This is a genomic window from Brucella anthropi (genome assembly GCF_046630315.1).
GTDB classification, from domain to species: Bacteria; Pseudomonadota; Alphaproteobacteria; order Rhizobiales; family Rhizobiaceae; genus Brucella; species Brucella anthropi_A.
Genome location: NZ_LQBD01000038.1, coordinates 164,119 through 180,226, shown reverse-complemented (window position 1 = coordinate 180,226; position 16,108 = coordinate 164,119). Strand labels below are relative to the sequence as shown.

Below are 16,108 nucleotides of genomic sequence, written 5' to 3'. Positions count from 1 at the left end.
GTGGAGCAGCCCGGTAGCTCGTCAGGCTCATAACCTGAAGGCCGCAGGTTCAAATCCTGCCCCCGCAACCAAACAATATCAAAGCCCCGCTCAGCCAGCGGGGCTTTCCGCGTTTAAAGACACTCCAACCGACCGACAAGCAACCTTGCCCCGTTGAAATAATCCATCTGGATGGCATCCTGCCTGGATAATTGATGGGCTGCGGAATGCGGCCAGGATAAAGGCTGTAAATATCACTCCCGGGTAGGTCAACGTTAAGCTGAAACGCAGCCAGATGCCTTTTTCGGCGTTTTGGATCGAACAGTATCTGGCGCCTGCACCAGTCCGGGCGATATCTTCATTCTTGACAAATTCAGCAACCACACAGGCAAGCTTACGTATAACGTCGTCCATGAAGCTGGAGGCATTTGTTCTTCCTGCCTCCTCCAAAAGCTATCCTCTCCGTTCGTCCAGTTTCGCACGATCTCGAAAGCGCAGCCTTTCAATACGCCAAGCGCCATCCGGAAATCATCTCGCCCTTCAACGCTTCGTTCGTCGATGAGGAAAACGAAATTGCGTTGAGTCAAAGACGGCTATTTTAGAATGATTATAATGTGAGAAATTTCCTTGGTCAGACAGGCAGGCGTTATGCCCTCGTTTCTCACATCCGATCGTATGGCAATGACGCTCACCGGATTGACAATCCTCGGCATCATTCCTGCAACATATGCTTTCTGGGCAGGCCATGGTGTCTTGAGTACGATTGGTTTGTCTATCGTTTTTCTGGCTGGCGGTATACCGGCTACGTGGCGCGCGCTCCAAACGCTTTGGAAAGAGCGCATATTGGATATAGATCTTCTGATGGTGATCGCGGCCGTCACGGCGGCGGCTGTTGGCGCGCCGTTCGAGGGCGCGGTTCTTCTGATGCTTTTCAGTATTTCCACGACACTGGAACATCGCGCCATGTCACGAGCTCGCAATGCCGTGGAAGCTTTGATGACGTTGCGGCCCGACACTGCGTTACGGGAACGGGTGGATGGCACCGTTGACGAGGTGAAAGCTGTTGAACTGTGCCCGGGCGATATAGTGGTGCTGAGGCCCGGCGCACGGGTTCCGGCAGATGGTGTCGTGTTTGAAGGCGAGGGCTCTCTGGACGAGGCAACCATCACCGGCGAGTCGATGCCGGTGCACAAAAGTCCCGGTAGCAAAGTTTTTGAGGCAACTGTCAACCAGCACTCCGTCCTGCGGATAAAGGTCGAACATGCTGTGGCCGAAAGCACGGTTGCAAGAATGATCGCACTCGTCACGCAAGCACAAGCGGCGCGCGCGCCGTCTGAAAGATTCAGCGACTGGTTCGGCCAGCGATATACTATTGGAGTTCTTGCCGGGGCTGTGCTGGCTTTCCTCGCGCTCTACTGGCTTGGCTGGCCCGCACAGGATGCGTTCTATCGGGCCGCGACCCTGCTTGTCGCCGCAAGCCCGTGCGCGGTCGTCATCTCGGTGCCTTCCGCCATTCTGTCGGCGCTTGCAGTTTCTGCACGAGGCGGCGTTCTGTTCAAAGGTGGCAAAGCGCTTGAAATGCTCGCAGAGGTGGACATTTTTGCGTTCGACAAGACGGGAACGCTGACAACCGGAAAGGCAGAAGTCACCGGGCTTGCAACTTTCATACCGGAAGCCGAATTTCTTTCCTTGTTGGCAGGGCTGGAAGCACATTCCGAACATCCGATTGCCGAGGCGGTCCGCAACTATGCTGCGATCCGTAGCATTCAGTGTGCCGATATCGCCCGTGTGACGGCAATTCCGAGCGAAGGTGTGATCGGCTACACATCATCCGGAACGGAAGTATGGGCTGGCAATCGTCGAATGGTGTCCCGACAGAAAGCAAATGCTGAACTTGCTTCTCTGGAGAAACTGGGAAGTCACGCTGAAACCCTGATTTATCTCGGTCGCGGAAACGAAATTCTGGGAGCCGTAACGGTCGCGGATCAGCCGCGCATCAGCTCGGCTGCCGGGCTTGATGCGCTGCGCCGCGACAAGCTCAAAAAACTCGTGATGCTGACAGGCGACCGCCGCCCTGTTGCCCTGCGCATTGGCGCGAAACTGGGCTTCGCCGCAGAAGATATCCATGCCGATCTGCTTCCTGAAGACAAGGTCAGGCTTGTGGGCGCCCTCACGGAACAGGGCAAAGTTGCCTTTGTGGGCGATGGTGTCAATGATGCCGCAGCCCTGGCCCGTTCTGACGTCGGTATCGCGATGGGGGTGGCGGGGAGCGAGGTGGCGCTTCAGGCGGCCGATGTGGCCCTTCTTTCAGATAATATGGAACGCTTGGCGGCTGCGCGTCACCTGGCGCGGCGAACCCGCCGGATCATTCGCCAGAATCTCGCCTTTGCGATTGGAGCAATGATATTGCTGGCGCTCTCAAGCCTGTTTCTTTCGCTACCCATGCCGCTGGCGGTGCTGGGACATGAAGGCGGTACGGTGCTGGTCGTTCTGAACGGGTTGCGCCTGCTGGCTGATCCGATCAATCCTGGCAGGACGCGGTAAAGGTAAGAGATTCGCTGCGCGGACCATCCGGGGGCGTCATCGTTCGTGCGATCTGGTTCTGTGGCAGAAATTGGATAATATCTTCCAAAGGGGGCGGGCGGTTTTGGGAGGCATGCGTTCAAACAGAAGGATGGAGCGGTGTCCGCGACTTCTTTCGCTGGAACCGCTCCGAACAGCTTATTCCTCATCTTTCTGTAGGGATTTGGTGAGTGACGCTATCGTTCCGTCATATCGTACGGGCTTGCCGTCGAGGAAAAAGGTAGGAGTGCCCGCTACCCCGAATGCCGTCACGGCCTGTTCGGTGAGCTGATTGAGATTTTCCAGGAAGCGTTTGTCATTCATCGCGGAGTTGAACTGTGCCGCATCAATTCCAACTTCAGCAGCAACTTTCTGCAACTCGGCGAGTGGATCTTTGGCTTGCGTGACTCTTTTTATTTTCGGAGTAATCAATGCCAGATTGGTATTGAAGCTTGACGGACCATGGGCATTCGCCAGCATAAATATGGCGGCGTCCAGTTGATTGCGCAGAAATGGGCGGACGGAAATTCGAAGTTCGCCCTTATCCACATAAAGCGCCTTCAATTCCGGCAGAATTTCTGTCTCGAACTGAACGCAGTAGGAACATGTCGGCGATGAATAAACGATAAGCGTATGTGGAGCCTCTGGTTTTCCAGAGAAGTTGTCCGCCATCCCTTTCGGCTCCATGATGGAGCTGGCCTGCGCTGGGAGAGCCAGAAACATTGCAGTAAGCAGGAGCAATGAAAGTATTGTTATTGTCTTTTTGTTGGCGCCGAATGCGCTGTGAATTATATTATATTTTACCATGAGTTCTTTCAGTGTTGAAAATATATCCAGATCCATCCCGGATATTTCGTGTCGGTTGTGAGCGCATAATCCGACCGGAATAAAGGTCAGGATCGATAAGATTATGCTCAAATTAAAAGAAGTTGGAGCGTCGATCTCTTTGCATCGGATCGAAACGCGCTCTGGCACTACAGCCTGATTGTGGCACCAGGAGCGGTTTGTAACATTGATCTTGATCAAGCTTTCTGCGGGGATTTCCCGAAACCGAGCTTTATTCATCCGCCGGGTGAGGGGCGCTCCGATAGTCATAAGACGAGCAGAACGGGCCGCAGTGAAGCGGGGGAGCCAGACCTGATAGTCGAAGTCCCAAATGCAGTGGGTTTCGGCGACGGTGGAGATATGCTTTCGGAGTCTTCCACCCCTTTGAGTGTGCTGCAAGGCGCAAATCAACCATGCGGTTGCACATAGTCTGATGGCTTTTATTGAGAATTGACCCGTCTTTTAAGCATTGTCCGCACCGCAGCGTCGGCCACTGCTTTTTGAAATGAAAGCTGCCGTTTCCAGTTTCGACAATATCGAAATTCGCCAGCCGTAATATCTGATACATCAGATATTGACATATCAGATTTAACGCTTCAGGATCATGATGTGAGTACGGATAAGCAACAGGTATGCCTTTGCGCGAGAATGTTTCCCCATTTTCACCCATCAAGGTGAAGAGCCTTAGAGATCATGTGCACGACGATCTTCGGGAGGCGATCATTTCGGGTCGGCTGAAGTCCGGCGACAGATTGAATGAGCGACAGCTGGCCGCTGATCTCGGTATCAGCACCAGCCCCTTGAAAGAGGCGCTGCGCCAGCTTGAAGGTGAGGGGCTTGTGCGTACGGAAGCGCGACGCGGTACGTTTGTTTCGTTCAATGCGCGCCAGGCGGAGGAGATGACGCTCGCTCGCGCCGCGCTCGAAAGCATTATTGCGCGCCAGGCTGCAAAACATGGCGACGAAGAAGCTTTTGCCTTTCTTCGAGCAATTATTGAGGAAATGCGGGCTGCGGTCGAATCCGGCAATGTGGAGGTGCTGATCGAGCTCAACGAGAAATTTCACGATGCCATTCACGAGGCATCGGGGTGTGAATATCTGCGGCGGCTGCAAAATGCCCAGCGCATGTATGACCATGCCGCCCGCGTGACGGTGCTTTCTCGCGAAGATGTACGTCGGCAGTCATTTGGCGAACATGAAGCCATCATGCAGGCCGTTACGGCCAGAAACGGGGATTTGGCTGAACGGTTGATGCGGGAACACATCGTGAAAGCGGGGGATACACATATCGAACTGGTCTTCTGACCGGCTTCTGGGAGGATAATATGGATCGAGCGGAATACCGAGGAGTGCTGAGAGGCGTCTCGGGCGTGCATGCGACGGCCTATGATGCGGATGGCGAGGTTGATGCCGCGCTGACCGCCGAAATTGTTGCACGTATCGCAAGGGCCGGTGTGCACAACATCGTCACCGGCGGTAATACGGGCGAGTTCTACAGCATGACTGTGGACGAGGTGATCCGCCTGCAGGCAATCGCCGTCAAGGCGGCTGATGGTAAAGCCGCGGTAACGGCCGCAGCCGGACGCTCCGTCCGCGATGCAATCAAGATTTCAAGAGCCGCGGAGGCTGAAGGCGCCGATGGTGTGATGATCCATCATCCGCTTGATCCCTTCGCCGCCCCTCATGCGCAGGTCAATTATTTTATCGAGATTGCCGAAGCCACAGACCTCCCGATCGTTGCCTATATCCGCTCCGATCTGATCCCGCTGGATGAAATGGTGCGGCTTGCAACCCATCCGAAAGTTGCCGGTGTGAAATTCGCGTCACAGAACATGATGTTGTTCTTTGAATGCTGCCGCGCAACCAAGGGAACGGATGCAACCTGGATCTGCGGTCTCGCCGAAAGCTGGGCGCTGCCATTTTACGCATTGGGCGGGCGCGGCTTCACATCCGGTCTCGTGAATGTAGCACCGAAACGTTCGCTGGCTGTCTGGAGTGCACTGGAGAAAGGCGATTATGCCAAGGCGCGGCAGATTGTGGAAAGCATCGCCGATTTTGAAAGCATGCGCACCAAATACCGTAATGGCGCCAATGTCACTGTAGTCAAGGAAGCCCTTCAGATGCAGGGATTTGCGGTGGGTGACGTTCGCTTGCCGGGCCTGCCATCTCTCGAAGCAGCTGATCGTAATAAACTTTCCAGAATTATCACAGGTTGGGAGACGGATGCGATCGTTTGAAAACGCATGCGTATCTTGAAACAAGGGAAGCAGTTCTCGGAGCCGGTTCCCGGCAAAACCAGGATTTGAAAAAGCGGCATGTATCGTCAGGAGGAGGCGATACATGTCGGACAAGCAAAAGTGGAGGAGAGCATGAACAAGGGAATTTCACGCCGCACATTCATGGCGGGAGCCGGGATTGCGACCGGCATGGGCATCATGCTGCCGAAAGGCGCGTGGGCGCAGTCGGCGAAACTGCCGTCTTCGCCGGTGGCGCTCAACGTCATCGACGCCGCTGGCAATCTGGCCCTGACCCAGCCGATTTTCGATAATTTCGCGGCTGAGCAGAAAGCGCTTGTCTCGCGCTTCACCTTCAACAAGGCGCCGGCACCGGAACTGCCGGGCAAGATCAAGGCGCAGCAGCGCGCCAACCGCATCGACATCGACATGGTGATCGTCGGGCTGGATGCACTTTCCGCCGGGCTTGCCGATGACATCTGGGCCGACATCATTGCGCTGCCGGATAACGGGCTGCCGAAGCTTCAGGATATCTATCTTGAACCGGCATGGCGCATGCAGGAAATGTCGAAGGGCAAGGGCGTCGTGGTGTCCTATTATCCATCCGGCCCCTTGCTGGAGTACCATCCCGACAAGGTGAAGACGCCGCCCAAGACAGCCGAAGAACTGCTGGCCTGGACGAAGGAAAATCCGAACAAGTTCATCTATGCCCGCCCGGCCAATTCCGGTCCGGGGCGCACCTTCCTGATGGGGCTTCCCTACCTTCTGGGCGACAGCGATCCGAGGGACCCGGTCAAGGGCTGGGACAAGACCTGGGCCTATCTGAAGGAACTGCACAAGAATATCGAATATTACCCGGCAGGCACGGGCGCGCTCATGAAGGAACTGGGCGAAGGCACGCGCGACATGACGGTGACGACCACCGGCTGGGACATCAATCCGCGTGCGCTCGGCGTGGTGCCGAAGGAGATGGGCGTCAGCAAGCTGGATGGCTTCCACTGGGTTTGCGATGCACATTATTTCGCCATTCCAAAGGGCGTGCCCGAGGAAAAGGTCGCGGTGCTGATGGAGTTCATCAAATTCTCGCTCCAGCCCGACCAGCAGGCCTATTCCTATGATGCCGGCTATTTCTATCCGGGGCCTGCGGTGAAGGATGTCACCATCGAAATGGCGCCGAAGGAAAGCCAGAACATCATCGCGGAGTTTGGCCGTCCGGAATATGCCGACTGGATTGCCGATAATCCGATCGAGCTGCCGCTTGAGCCGGAAGCGATGGTTGCCGCATTCCGCCGCTGGGACGAAGATGTCGCCGCTGGTTGATTGACCCAAGGCTGTGTGGCGGGCCTTGAACGGCTCGCCATTGGCCGCTGATAGTCGCCAATTTTAAATCATGGTGTTTGCGTCAATGTCCTTTCAAGAACTCCGGCTTGACCGGATGAGCCGATCATTCGGAACTTTCAATGCGCTGAGGGAAATCAACCTCACCATCCGGAAAGGCGAGTTCATCGCGCTTCTCGGCCCTTCCGGCTGCGGAAAATCGACCGCTCTCAATTGCATTGCCGGTCTTCTTGGTACGACGGCTGGTGGTATCTTTATCGATGATCGTCGCGTGGACCAGCTGAAGCCGGAAGATCGCGGTTTCGGCATGGTGTTCCAGAATTATGCGCTGTTTCCGCATATGAATGTGCTGCAAAATGTCGGTTTCGGTCTCAAGATGCGCGGTCTGGCGAAAGGCGAGATAGAAAAGCGCGCGCGGGCCGCATTGGCTCTGGTGCGTCTGCAAGGGCAGGAAGAAAAACTGCCCGGTCAGCTCTCCGGCGGACAGCAGCAGCGCGTGGCGATCGCCCGTGCAATCGTCATCGAGCCGCCGGTGGTTCTCATGGACGAGCCACTTTCCAATCTCGACGCCAAGCTGCGACTGGAGATGCGGGCCGAAATCCGCCGTATCCATAACCAGCTTGGCTCCACAACGATCTATGTAACCCACGATCAGGATGAAGCCCTGTCGCTCGCCGACCGTATCGTGGTCCTGCGCGATGGCGAGATCCGTCAGGTCGGCGCGCCGCACGAACTTTATGAAGAGCCGCGCTATCGCGATGTTGCAGCCTTCATGGGGTTTCGCAACGCCCTGCCGGGCAAGGTCGTGCGCATCGAGAGCGGACAGGCCGTTATTTCCGTCGCGGGAAGCGAACTCGCCGGTCGCGCGATGGATGAGCTTGAGCCGGGCGACGACGCCGTGCTGATGGCGCGCGGCGATGATGTCGTGTCCGGGTCGGGCCACCGCAATGATTTGCAGGCGACCGTCGAGACCATTGAATATCGCGGGCGCGAATATGTCGGCACAGCCCGCACTGAAACCGGCATGGAACTGATCTTTCACGGGCCGCAGGGTGTGGAGCCCGGCAGCCGTATCGTGCTCGGCATTGATGCCGGCCGTGCGCTGGTTTTCCCGGCGGAGGGGTGAACGATGGCGGATGAGACCTATGCAAAGGCGCCGCTTGAACCCGGCTTGCGGCCCGGTCTGCGACAACGCCTCGCCAATCGCGGCTTTGATGGCGTCACCCTTCTGATCCTGCCCGCGCTGTTTTTTGTGGTGGGCGTGTTCATCTATCCGTTTCTTTACGGGCTGGTGCTGTCGTTCAATCCGCTCGATGGCGGCGGGGCGCTGGCCAATTACGCCAAGTTCTTTTCCGACCCCTATCTCTACAAGACCATCGGCGCGACGCTGTGGCTGGCGGTTCCCGTAACCATCATCAGTGTGCTTTTCGCGGTTCCCATTGCCATGCGCGTGCGGCTGATGCCGCGCCAGCGCCTGCTGACCACGATCCTGGTCCTGCCGGTAACGCTCGGCACAGTCCTGATCGCGGAAGGCTTGCTGAACTATCTGGGACCGCAGGGCTGGTTCAGCCGCACGCTCATCACCTTCGGCCTGATCGACAGCCCGCTGAAGCTCACCAATAATTACTGGGGTGTCTTCGCATCGCTGGTCATCACGGTGTTTCCGTTCACCTTCCTGCTGACGCTTTCCTATATCACGGGCATCGACCCCGCGCTGGAGCGCGCCGCCGCCACCCATGGTGCAAATAGCTGGCAGCGATTCCGCCATGTCATGCTGCCGCTTTTGGTGCCGGGGCTGGTCATTGCGGCCTGCCTCACCTTCGTGCAGGCCTTTGCCGTGTTCCCGTCCGCCGTCCTGTTGGGCGCGCCTTCGGGGCCGACGCGCGTAATCTCGATTGCCGCAGCCCAGGCGGCTTTCGAGCAATATGACGACTCCCTGGCTTCATCCATCGCCATGATCATGGCGGCAGTGCAATTGCTCGTGGTCGGTGCGCTCCTTGGGGTGCGTTCGCTCTTTTATCGCGGTTCCACCGCCGGCGGAAAGGGATAGGTCATGATCCGCGATACTTCCATCCTTTCCAAGCTCTGGATCACGCTCGTCTGGCTTGTAACCGGCTTCTTCGTGCTGAATGTTCTGGCTGTCATTACGGCCGTGGTGGTTTCGAGTTTCGGCACGCGCTGGCTCGGCACATGGCTGCCGGATGCGTTTACCACGCGCTGGTATGCGGCGGCCTGGGCTGAATTCCAGCTCGATCAGGTGCTTCTGGTCACGTTTCAGGTCGTCTTTGCGGTGGTGATCCTGTCGGGCATACTGGGGGTGACGGCAGCCTATGCCATGGCGCGCCGGGATTTTCCGGGCAAGAAGCTTGTGCTTCTGATCTTCCTGCTGCCGCTTCTGGTGCCGCCGATAACCTTCGGCATTCCGCTGGCGACCGTGCTTTACAAGTTCGGCGTGGGCGGTACGTTCTGGGGCGTCGTTCTCGCCAATCTCGTGCCGACAGTCCCCTTCGTCATTCTGGTGATGATCCCCTTCATCGAGCAGATCGACCCGAAGGTCGAGGCGGCGGCGCGCGTGTTCGGCGCAGGCACGTTCAAGCTCTTCATCCATGTGCTTCTGCCGATGCTGATGCCGGGCGTGCTCGCGGCCATGCTTCTGGTTCTGGTGCGCACGGTCGCGATGTTTGAACTGACTTTCCTGACCGCGGGGCCGACATCGCAGACGCTCGTCGTCGCGCTCTATTATTCGGTGTTCGCCGCCGGGGTCCGCTCCGTCCAGTCCATCGATGCCATGGCGGTCATTTACATGGTCACTTCGCTGGTGTGGCTGCTCCTGGCTCTGCGCTTCGTCAACCCAACGCAGATCGTTGCACGCAACCGCCAACCATCCGCGCATTGAGGCACAACAGGATGAAAATCACGGCTATCGAAACGGGGGCTGCATGATGGCACATTTTCGCTGCATAGCCGATCTGCGCGGGCAGCTTATGGAAAGCCCCGTCTGGGACGACAGACGCAAAACGCTGTTTGCGTGCGATATCAACGGACAGAAAGTCTATGAGGTCGGCCTCGATAAAGGGCTTCTGCGCGAATGGGCTTTCGAGGCGGCAGTACCTTGCCTCGGGCTTGCTGAAAGCGGCAGGCTTGTCGTGTCGCTTGCGCGCGAGATCATCCTGTTCGATCCGGAGACATCGGAACGACAGACCCTGTGGGATGGTTATGACGAGCCGGAAACGTCGCGCCTGAATGACGGCAAGATTGGACCGGACGGAGCCTTCTGGATCGGCAGTATGGATGGGCGGCCGGAGCGGGAAGCCATTTCAAAACTCTATCGTGTGACCGCTGACGGGAAAGCCGCAATCAAGGCGGAAGGCTTTGAGATTTCCAACGGCCTTGCCTGGACTGCCGATGGTTTGACGATGTTCCATACCGATTCCCGTGGGCCATGGATTGATCGCTATGATTTTGACGTCGAAACCGGATCGATAAGCAATCGCACACGCATTGCTGATCTCGATGAAGACACCGGACGACCGGATGGTGGTGCTTGCGACAGCGAGGGCAATTATTGGAGTGCCGGAGTTTCTGCCGGTGTCCTGAACTGCTTTGATCGCAATGGAAAGCGCATCCATCGCATTGAGGCTGCTGTTCCCGCGCCGACAATGCCGTGTTTTTGCGGCCCGGATCTCACACTTCTTGCCGTCACGTCCCATCGTCTGGGAGCGCCCGAGACACTGAAAGCTGCACCGCAATCAGGCGGCATTCACCTCATGCAGGCGCCTGTTGCGGGTGTGACGATTGCCAGAATGAAGGGAGTTTGAACGGATGAAACGTCTGCTTCTCACCGGCGCATCGGGCAATCTGGGGCGCATGCTGACGAAAAGATTGGCACAGGCAGGCTATTGGCTGCGCTTGTCCGATATGGCGCCATTTCCCGATGCGGTGCCGGAAAATGCCGAGTTCGTTCAGGCTGACCTGGCGGATTCCAAAGCCGTTGCGGCATTGGCGCGGGGAATGGATGCCATCCTGCATTTTGGCGGCATCAGCGTGGAGCAGCCCTATGATGCAGTTGCGAAAGCCAATCTGATTGGTGTTACGCATGTTTTTGAAGCGGCGCGGGCTGAAAAGCAGCGCGTCATTTTCGCGAGCTCCAACCATACGATCGGCTTTTATCCTCGCGACAAGGTGCTTGGCACGGATGACCCATATCGGCCCGACGGCTATTACGGGCTTTCCAAAGCCTATGGTGAATTGCTCGGGCGCATGATGTTCGACAAGCACGGCATTGAAAGCGTGCATCTGCGTATAGGTTCCTGCCTGCCGGAGCCGACGGAGGCGCGCCATCTCGCGACATGGCTTTCGCATGACGATCTGGTTCGGCTTGTGATTGCATCTGTCGAAACACCAAGAACCGACGTGGCAATCGTCTGGGGTGTTTCCGCCAATGCCGCGCGCTGGTGGGAGAAGGACGATGCGGCTCTGATCGGTTACGTCCCGCAGGATGATGCTTCCCGCTATGGCGATCTGGCGGAAACCGGCGATCCGGTCTCGCGGATGTTTCAAGGCGGGACATTCACGGCCCATGACTATTCGCGGGAGGAATGAAGCCGGATGTCATCGATCAGCCGTCCATTCGTTGGCAGAAAATCAACTTGCAGACATTCGCGCAGCTCAAATACCGGGAAGGCACTGAAATGACCAGAAAAGCATATGAGGATCTGCGTTCTGCACGTTGGATGCTTCCCGATGATCAGCGGTCTTCGGGGCATCGTTCAAGAACCATGCAGATGGGTTACGATCCGGTCGATTGGGAAGGCAAGCCGATCATCGCGATCATCAATACCTGGTCCGATGCGCAGCCTTGTCACGCGCATTTCAAGGATAGGGTCGAGTGGGTGAAGCGCGGCATTCTGCAAGCTGGCGGCTTTCCGCTTGAGCTTCCCGCACTTTCGCTGTCCGAAAGCTATGTGAAGCCCACGACCATGCTTTACCGAAACATGCTGGCAATGGAGACGGAAGAGCTCTTGCGTTCCCATCCGGTCGATGGGGCCGTGCTGATGGGCGGTTGTGACAAGACCACACCGGCGCTCGTTATGGGCGCTACAAGTGCTGGCTATCCCTTCATCTTTCTGCCTGCCGGCCCCATGCTTCGCGGCAATTATGCCGGAAAGACATTGGGATCTGGTACCGATATGTTCAAGTTCTGGGACGAACGCCGCGCAGGCACTATCGGTAAGGAAGAATGGCAGGGCATCGAAGGCGGCATTGCCCGCAGCTACGGCCATTGCATGACGATGGGTACGGCATCCACCATGACGGTGATTGCGGAAGCCATGGGGCTGTCACTGCCCGGCGCGTCGTCAATTCCTGCACCCGATGCCAATCATCAGCGCATGGCGACACAATGCGGCCGCCGTATTGTCGAGATGGTGTGGGAGGATCTGACACCGGACCAGATCATCACACCGGCAGCGGTGAAAAATTCGGTCGTCGTTGCAATGGCGACAGGCTGTTCCACCAATGCAATCATTCATCTGATTGCCATGGCGCGGCGAGCAGGTGTCCCGCTTGAACTTGACGATCTTGATCGTATCGGACGAACAACACCCGTCATCGCAAATATCCGCCCTTCCGGCACCAATTATCTGATGGAGGACTTTTACTATGCCGGTGGAATTCGCGCATTGATGCGGCAGCTCGGTGATAAGCTCGATTCCTCAGCCATCACCATCACCGGCAAACCGCTGACCGACGGGCTTGAAAAGGCGCAAATCTATAATGAGGATGTTATCAGGCCTCTGTCCAATCCGGTGTACCACGAAGGTTCACTGGCCGTCCTGAAGGGTAATCTCTGTCCGGATGGCGCCGTGATCAAGCCCGCTGCCTGTGATCCGAAATTTCACCGACACACAGGTCCGGCGCTGGTCGCAGACAGCTATCCGGAACTGAAGAAAATCATCGACGATCCAGATTATCCGATGACGCCGGATACTGTGCTTGTGCTGCGCAATGCAGGTCCGCAGGGCGGGCCCGGAATGCCCGAATGGGGCATGATCCCGATGCCGAAAGCCCTGTTGAAGCTTGGTCTCAGGGATATGGTGCGCATTTCAGACGCGCGCATGTCGGGAACAAGCTTCGGTGCCTGTGTACTGCATGTGGCACCGGAATCCTTTATCGGCGGGCCGCTGGCCTTGCTGAGAACCGGCGATATGGTCGAACTCGATATCCCGGCACGCAGCCTCAATATGCTGGTTTCTGACGACGAACTGGCTGCCCGCCGCGCGGCGTGGCCAACGCCGGAACCCAGATATGAACGTGGCTACGGCTTCGTCTTTTCCAAACATGTCGAGCAGGCCGACAAGGGCTGCGATTTCGATTTCTTGAAAAACGATTTTGGCCGTCCGGTTGACGAGCCGGTCATTTATTAAGGGGCAAACCGATGTCAGACTATATTCTCTCCGACGAAACACGCGCGAAATTGAAGAAGGTTTCAACCGCATCCGTTGCCACGGCTCTCTATAAGCGCGGACTGCGTAATCAGTTTATTCAGGGTTCGGTTCAGGTGGCGCGTAAACCTGAAAACATGGTCGGTCAGGCTTTTACGCTGCGCTATATTCCGGCGCGCGAAGATCGCAATCCGATCACGGTCTTCCGCAATCCCGATCACAAGCAGCGTGTGGCCATCGAAACCTGTCCTTCGGGCTGGGTGTTGGTTATGGACGCGCGCAAGGATGCGCGTGCGGCGACCGCAGGTTCCATTCTGGTGACGCGACTTGCCCTGCGGGGCGCTGCCGGGATTGTTTCGGACGGCGGCTTTCGCGATGTGAAGGGTATTGGTGAACTCGACATGCCCGCTTACTGCGCCAAGGCATCGGCCCCGACAAACCTCACTTTGCATGAAGCCATCGACATCAATGTTCCGATTTCCTGCGGGGATGCAGCGGTGTTTCCGGGTGATGTCCTGGTGGGCGATGCCGATGGGGTCATGGTCATCCCCGCACATCTTTGCGAGGAAATTGCCGATGAATGCATCGGAATGGAAGTCTTTGAAGATTTCGTTCTTGAAGAGGTGAAGAACGGCGCGGCAATTATCGGCCTTTACCCTTGTACGAAGGAGGAAAACCAGCGAAAATTCGACGATTGGCGTAAGGGCAGGCCGGAATGACAGGGCGTTGAGCGACACGCGCATATGCTTTCCCGTCAAGGTTATCGGCATCAGCTGACCTTCGCTTCGCGGGCGATCCGGATGAGCATCTGGTTGAGAGCGGCAATGGACGCGCGCGTATCGCCACGCCGCCAGACAAAGGCGGATTGAATCGGCGGCAGATTTATTTCCACGAAAGCCAGGCGCGGTGTGGCAAAATATTGCGCGGCTCTTTTCGTCAAAAAGAACACACCATGGCCTGCCACCGCTGCCGCAATACCTTCACGCACGGTTCGGATCATCGGGCCGGGCTTCAAAGAAATGCCCGCCGGCGTTTTCAATGGAAAATGATATTCCGACCATTTTGTGCCCGTTTGCGTCGCGGGCACGCGCAACATTGTTTCCCCGCACAATTCTTCCGCATCAATGTGATCGTATCTTGCCAGGCGGTGCTCAAGGTTCACGCAGACCACCCTTGGGTCCGACATGACGATCGGTCCAGATTCAAGCCCCGCCAATCCAACAGGCAGACGACAGAAAGCCATGTCGACTTCATCATGGACGATCGCGGAAAACTGCGTCTCATAAGATAATTCGATGAATTCCAACGCCAGATTGGGGTATTCAAGCTGGCAGCTATGGGCGAATGGCTGGTAAAGCTCGTAAAATCCGCCGCCCAGAAAGCCGATCCGCAGGACTTCTCCAATCTTGTTGTCTCCTCGCTCGGCCTCACGCATCGCGCTGCGGATCGCCTTGACCGGGTCACGGACCCGATGGGCCAGAATTTCTCCCGTTTCCGTCAATGTCACCCGCCTGCTTGTCCGGTCGAACAAACACCGCCCAAGGCGCGCCTCAAGACGGCGCAAATGCTCCGAGACGGAAGACTGGCTCATGCTCAATCTCTCGGCCGTCTTACCAAAGTGCAGTTCCTCACTCAAAACGAGGAAGACCTCCAGTGAACGAATGTCCATCGGCAAACCCGCTATAAATGGCAATTAATCGGAAAATCCGATTGATTGCCATCATATATCAATTTGATCGATCGTAAAGCGACTGTCATTCTGAAGCCTGACAGGCCTCTTCAGGCTGCGGGAATTGAGGAACTTCAAGTGGATCATATCAGTAGAAAAGTTCAGTATTCGGTCGCAGGTGACGAAATTGTCGGCACTTTCTATCTCCCGACAGGATCGGATCAGGCCAATCTCGGCTGTGTTGTGCTGGGTCATGGCTGGGGTATGGTCGCAGGTGGCGACCTTGAGGATTATGCAAAAGCGATTGTCGCACGGGGCCTCGCAGCCCTGACCTTCGACTATCGTAACCTCGGCAAGAGCGGTGGCGCACCGCGGCAGCATATCGATCCATCGAAACAGGTTGAGGATTACAAGGCAGCAATAAGTTTCGTTCGAAGCCAGCCGGAAGTGGATGGCGCGCGCATTGGAGTATGGGGGTCAAGCTATGGCGGCGGTCATGCCCTGACCGTGACGGCGACCGATCCGCGCGTGCGCTGCGTCGTTAGTCAGGTTCCCACGATCAGCAGCTGGCAGGCAGCCCGCGCACGCATGGATCAAGCGGCGTGGAGCGGGCAATGGCAGACCTTTATCGCCGACCGGGAAGCGGTGTTCCACGGTGCCGAACCCGCCACGATCCAATCGGTGAGCGAGGATCCCGATGCTCCCGTGGCATATCGCGGTCGGGATTCTTTCGACTATATGACGGAAGAGGGACGCAACTGTCCGGAATGGCGAAACTATACGACGATCGCATCCCTTGAGCTTGCCCGCAACTATGAGCCGGGGAGTTATCTCTATCGCATCACCGACGTTCCGGTTCTGATGATCATCGCCGACAGTGACACGATTACTCCGACTGACTTGCAGCGCGCGGCATTCACCGCGTTGTCGACGGAAAAGAAGCTGCTCGTGGTGCAGGGCGGCCATTATTCCGTCTATCGGGAGCATTTTCAGACAACAAGCACGGCCGCAGCCGACTGGTTTGCGGCACATCTCAAATAATCAATCAACTCCTGGGAG

General features: G+C 56.9%; 14 protein-coding genes. 12 read left to right on the top strand and 2 right to left on the bottom strand.

The window, feature by feature from the left end:
• Positions 1 to 627 precede the first annotated feature (627 nt).
• Positions 628 to 2,523: a heavy metal translocating P-type ATPase gene (locus AVM02_RS18520; RefSeq protein ID WP_411508371.1), complete on the top strand. Its 1,896-nt coding sequence runs from the start codon at positions 628 to 630 to the stop codon at positions 2,521 to 2,523.
• 177 nt (positions 2,524 to 2,700) lie between these two features.
• Here the strand turns inward: AVM02_RS18520 and AVM02_RS18515 are convergent, their stop codons facing one another.
• A complete protein-coding gene (locus tag AVM02_RS18515; RefSeq protein ID WP_411508370.1) occupies positions 2,701 to 3,567 on the bottom strand; it encodes a thioredoxin domain-containing protein in 867 nt (288 codons plus the stop codon).
• A gap of 494 nt (positions 3,568 to 4,061) precedes the next feature.
• On the opposite strand from AVM02_RS18515, the gene AVM02_RS18510 reads away from it, so the two are divergent.
• The 10 genes from AVM02_RS18510 (at position 4,062) to AVM02_RS18465 (ending at position 14,099) form a co-directional block, all read left to right on the top strand.
• Positions 4,062 to 4,670, top strand: a complete 609-nt coding sequence (locus AVM02_RS18510; RefSeq protein WP_411508376.1) for a GntR family transcriptional regulator — start codon at positions 4,062 to 4,064, stop codon at positions 4,668 to 4,670.
• Positions 4,671 to 4,690: 20 nt separating this feature from the next.
• On the top strand, positions 4,691 to 5,602 hold the full coding sequence (locus AVM02_RS18505) for a dihydrodipicolinate synthase family protein (RefSeq protein ID WP_411508369.1): 912 nt from the start codon (positions 4,691 to 4,693) through the stop codon (positions 5,600 to 5,602).
• A gap of 132 nt (positions 5,603 to 5,734) precedes the next feature.
• Positions 5,735 to 6,919 (top strand): extracellular solute-binding protein, encoded by a 1,185-nt coding sequence (locus tag AVM02_RS18500; protein ID WP_411508368.1) that lies wholly within the window; start codon positions 5,735 to 5,737, stop codon positions 6,917 to 6,919.
• A gap of 70 nt (positions 6,920 to 6,989) precedes the next feature.
• Complete coding sequence (locus tag AVM02_RS18495) at positions 6,990 to 8,063, top strand: ABC transporter ATP-binding protein (protein WP_411508367.1); 1,074 nt, start codon at positions 6,990 to 6,992, stop codon at positions 8,061 to 8,063.
• A gap of 3 nt (positions 8,064 to 8,066) precedes the next feature.
• On the top strand, positions 8,067 to 8,987 hold the full coding sequence (locus tag AVM02_RS18490; protein WP_411508366.1) for an ABC transporter permease: 921 nt from the start codon (positions 8,067 to 8,069) through the stop codon (positions 8,985 to 8,987).
• Between the two features lie 3 nt (positions 8,988 to 8,990).
• Positions 8,991 to 9,833 (top strand): ABC transporter permease, encoded by an 843-nt coding sequence (locus tag AVM02_RS18485; protein WP_012092772.1) that lies wholly within the window; start codon positions 8,991 to 8,993, stop codon positions 9,831 to 9,833.
• A gap of 43 nt (positions 9,834 to 9,876) precedes the next feature.
• On the top strand, positions 9,877 to 10,755 hold the full coding sequence (locus tag AVM02_RS18480) for an SMP-30/gluconolactonase/LRE family protein (protein WP_411508365.1): 879 nt from the start codon (positions 9,877 to 9,879) through the stop codon (positions 10,753 to 10,755).
• A 4-nt stretch (positions 10,756 to 10,759) separates the two neighbouring features.
• Entirely contained in the window at positions 10,760 to 11,539 is a 780-nt protein-coding gene (locus AVM02_RS18475; RefSeq protein ID WP_411508364.1) for an NAD-dependent epimerase/dehydratase family protein, read from the top strand.
• A gap of 89 nt (positions 11,540 to 11,628) precedes the next feature.
• Positions 11,629 to 13,362, top strand: a complete 1,734-nt coding sequence (gene araD / locus AVM02_RS18470; RefSeq protein ID WP_411508363.1) for an L-arabinonate dehydratase — start codon at positions 11,629 to 11,631, stop codon at positions 13,360 to 13,362.
• A gap of 11 nt (positions 13,363 to 13,373) precedes the next feature.
• Positions 13,374 to 14,099, top strand: a complete 726-nt coding sequence (locus AVM02_RS18465; protein ID WP_411508362.1) for a ribonuclease activity regulator RraA — start codon at positions 13,374 to 13,376, stop codon at positions 14,097 to 14,099.
• A gap of 50 nt (positions 14,100 to 14,149) precedes the next feature.
• Here the strand turns inward: AVM02_RS18465 and AVM02_RS18460 are convergent, their stop codons facing one another.
• Positions 14,150 to 15,049, bottom strand: a complete 900-nt coding sequence (locus AVM02_RS18460) for a LysR family transcriptional regulator (protein ID WP_411508375.1) — start codon at positions 15,047 to 15,049, stop codon at positions 14,150 to 14,152.
• Positions 15,050 to 15,187: 138 nt separating this feature from the next.
• Between AVM02_RS18460 and AVM02_RS18455 the strand changes: the two genes are divergently transcribed.
• A complete protein-coding gene (locus AVM02_RS18455) occupies positions 15,188 to 16,090 on the top strand; it encodes an alpha/beta hydrolase (RefSeq protein WP_411508361.1) in 903 nt (300 codons plus the stop codon).
• Positions 16,091 to 16,108 lie beyond the last annotated feature (18 nt).

What these genes read in the sequence shown, in the direction of transcription:
- AVM02_RS18460 (WP_411508375.1), bottom strand. Translation starts at nt 15,049, where the DNA reads ATGGACATTCGTTCACTGGAGGTCTTCCTCGTTTTGAGTGAGGAACTG.
- AVM02_RS18475 (WP_411508364.1), top strand. Translation starts at nt 10,760, where the DNA reads ATGAAACGTCTGCTTCTCACCGGCGCATCGGGCAATCTGGGGCGCATG.
- AVM02_RS18485 (WP_012092772.1), top strand. Translation starts at nt 8,991, where the DNA reads ATGATCCGCGATACTTCCATCCTTTCCAAGCTCTGGATCACGCTCGTC.
- AVM02_RS18490 (WP_411508366.1), top strand. Translation starts at nt 8,067, where the DNA reads ATGGCGGATGAGACCTATGCAAAGGCGCCGCTTGAACCCGGCTTGCGG.
- AVM02_RS18500 (WP_411508368.1), top strand. Translation starts at nt 5,735, where the DNA reads ATGAACAAGGGAATTTCACGCCGCACATTCATGGCGGGAGCCGGGATT.
- AVM02_RS18480 (WP_411508365.1), top strand. Translation starts at nt 9,877, where the DNA reads ATGATGGCACATTTTCGCTGCATAGCCGATCTGCGCGGGCAGCTTATG.
- AVM02_RS18505 (WP_411508369.1), top strand. Translation starts at nt 4,691, where the DNA reads ATGGATCGAGCGGAATACCGAGGAGTGCTGAGAGGCGTCTCGGGCGTG.
- AVM02_RS18495 (WP_411508367.1), top strand. Translation starts at nt 6,990, where the DNA reads ATGGTGTTTGCGTCAATGTCCTTTCAAGAACTCCGGCTTGACCGGATG.
- AVM02_RS18520 (WP_411508371.1), top strand. Translation starts at nt 628, where the DNA reads ATGCCCTCGTTTCTCACATCCGATCGTATGGCAATGACGCTCACCGGA.
- AVM02_RS18465 (WP_411508362.1), top strand. Translation starts at nt 13,374, where the DNA reads ATGTCAGACTATATTCTCTCCGACGAAACACGCGCGAAATTGAAGAAG.
- araD (WP_411508363.1), top strand. Translation starts at nt 11,629, where the DNA reads ATGACCAGAAAAGCATATGAGGATCTGCGTTCTGCACGTTGGATGCTT.